General features: G+C 49.0%; 2 rRNA genes. Both read left to right on the plus strand.

Features of this window, described 5'->3' with window-relative positions:
• Positions 1–67 precede the first annotated feature (67 nt).
• Positions 68–2,939, plus strand: a 23S ribosomal RNA gene (locus AC5JBY_RS02625).
• Between the two features lie 107 nt (positions 2,940–3,046).
• Positions 3,047–3,158 (plus strand): 5S ribosomal RNA (gene rrf / locus AC5JBY_RS02630).
• Positions 3,159–3,163: the final 5 nt, after the last annotated feature.

Consider the following 3,163-nt stretch of genomic DNA (forward strand, 5'->3'; position numbering starts at 1 on the left):
CAAGCTCTTTGACATATTGGGTAGTTAAAAATTTAAGTTGTAAATGACGAGTAATAGTAATAACTCTTTTAAAGCACTTAAGGGCGTATGGTGGATGCCTTGGCTCTGAGAGACGATGAAGGACGTGGTAAGCTGCGATAAGCTCCGGGGAGCTGCACACAAGCATTATATCCGGAGATCTCCGAATGGGACAACCCAGCACACTGAAGGTGTGTTATCCGCAAGGAAGTCAACCCTGGGAACTGAAACATCTAAGTACCAGGAGGAAAAGAAAACAATCGTGATTCCCCAAGTAGTGGCGAGCGAAAAGGGAACAGCCCAAACCGGTGTAGCGTGCTGCACCGGGGTTATAGGACCACATTTAGAATGCAACATCAAGCTGAACTTTCTGGAAAGTTAGACCATAGCAGGTGATAGTCCTGTAGGCACAAATTGTTGCGGACGAGTGGTATCCTGAGTACGGCGGGACCGGAGGAATCCTGCCTGAATTCACCAGCACCATCTGGTAAGGCTAAATACTCCTCAGAGACCGATAGTGAACCAGTACCGTAAGGGAAAGGTGAAAAGCACCCTAAACAAGGGAGTGAAATAGTACCTGAAACCGTACGCCTACAAGCGGTCGGAGCCTGGCAACGGGTGACGGCGTGCCTTTTGCATAATGAGCCTACGAGTTACTCCTCACTGGCGAGGTTAAGTACTTAAGTTACGGAGCCGTAGCGAAAGCGAGTCCGAATAGGGCGACTAGTCAGTGGGGGTAGACGCGAAACTTTGTGATCTATCCATGAGCAGGTTGAAGGTGTGGTAACACACACTGGAGGACCGAACCCGTTAGCGTTGAAAAGCTCTGGGATGACTTGTGGATAGGGGTGAAAGGCCAATCAAACTGAGAGATAGCTCGTTCTCCCCGAAATGTTTTTAGGAACAGCCTCGGATATAGATGTTTGCTAGAGGTAGAGCTACTGATTGGGCTAGGGGGCTTCACCGCCTACCAAACCCTGACAAACTCCGAATGCTAGCAAATTTCTCCGGGAGTGAGGCTGCGGGCGCTAAGGTCCGTGGCCGAGAGGGAAATAACCCAGATTAGCAGCTAAGGTCCCTAAGCGTATGTTAAGTTGATCAAACGAGGTGGGATTTCTATAACAGCCAGGATGTTGGCTTGGAAGCAGCCATTCATTTAAAGAGTGCGTAACAGCTCACTGGTCGAGAGATCCTGCACGGAAAATAATCGGGCATCAAACATACCACCGAAGCTCTAAATTCCAGCAATGGAGTGGTAGGGGAGCATTGACATCTGCATCGAAGGTGTACGGCGACGTATGCTGGAGCGTTGTCAAAAGAAAATGTAGGCATAAGTAGCGATAAAAGTAGTGAAAAACTACTTCACCGTAAGACTAAGGGTTCCTGATCAACGTTAATCGGATCAGGGTTAGTCGGGTCCTTAGGCAAACCCGAAAGGGGAAGCTGATGGAAAACTGGTTAATATTCCAGTACCTGCTTTAGTTCCGATGGGGTGACGAGGTAGTGAAAGATCCGCGGGGCAACGGATGTTCCCGTTAAAGGGTGTAGTTATATCGATTCCAGGTAAATCCGGAGTTGATGGCGAACCTGATAGTACAGCAAAGCTTCGGCAGCGCTGATAGTGATCCTAATCAAACCTCCGAGAAAAACCTCTAAGGTGTGGCTAAAGCAGCCCGTACCGCAAACCGACACAGGTAGTCGAGGCGAATAGCCTAAGGTGCTCGGGTGAGCCGCGGAGAAGGAACTAGGCAAATTGATGCTGTAACTTCGGGATAAAGCATACCGCAGTGATGCGGTCTCAGTAAAATGGTTCAACCAACTGTTTAACAAAAACACAGGGCCCTGCAAAATCGTAAGATGACGTATAGAGCCTGATACCTGCCCGGTGCTGGAAGGTTAAGGAAGGATGTTCGGCGCAAGCCAAAGCTTCTGACTGAAGCCCCAGTAAACGGCGGCCGTAACTATAACGGTCCTAAGGTAGCGAAATTCCTTGTCGGGTAAGTTCCGACCTGCACGAATGGTCTAATGAGTTGAACGCTGTCTCCTCCGCGAGCCCGGCGAAATTGTAGTATCGGTGAAGATGCCGGTTACCCGTCACGGGACGGAAAGACCCCGTGAACCTTCACTACAACTTTGCATTGATTTTGAGCAAACAATGTGTAGCATAGTTGGGACGCTTTGAAGCGGTGCCGCTAGGTGCCGTGGAGCGGTCGTTGAAATACCAACCTTTGTTTGCTTAGACTCTAATCCCTTCCGGGAAACAGTGCATGGTGGGTAGTTTGACTGGGGTGGTCGCCTCCTAAAAAGTAACGGAGGCTTGCAAAGGTTCCCTCAGTACGGTTGGTAATCGTACGAAGAGCGCATTAGTATAAGGGAGCTTGACTGTGAGACAGACAAGTCGAGCAGGGTCGAAAGACGGCTAAAGTGATCCGGTGGTTCTGCATGGAAGGGCCATCGCTCAAAGGATAAAAGGTACTCCGGGGATAACAGGCTGATCTCACCCAAGAGCTCATATCGACGGTGAGGTTTGGCACCTCGATGTCGGTTCGTCACATCCTGGGGCTGGAGAAGGTCCCAAGGGTTCGGCTGTTCGCCGATTAAAGTGGCACGTGAACTGGGTTCAGAACGTCGCAAGACAGTTCGGTCCCTATCTGTGATGGGCGTTAGAATATTGCGTGGACATGACCTTAGTACGAGAGGACCGGGTCGTACGGACCGCTGGTGTATCTGTTGTGCCGCCAGGTGCAATGCAGAGTAGCTACGTCCGGCCAGGATAAACGCTGAAAGCATCTAAGCGTGAAACCTTCCACAAGATGAGTATTCTTTTAAGGGTCGTCGAAGACTACGACGTTGATAGGCTACAGATGTAAAACTGGTAACAGTAAAGTCGAGTAGTACTAATTGCCCGTACGCTTTAATTTTTTTTAATCAATTTTGTAAGAACAACATGGTTAATATCTGTTGCTCTCATTTACAACTTCCCAATATGTAATCTTATTGACTGGAATAATATCCGGTATTAACTTCTTATGGTGGTTATACCGAGGGTGTTCACCTCTTCCCATCCCGAACAGAGTAGTTAAGCCCCTCATGGCCGATGGTACTGCACAACAATGCGGGAGAGTAGGTAGCTGCCATATTTATT

This window comes from Paraflavitalea sp., from assembly GCF_059502485.1.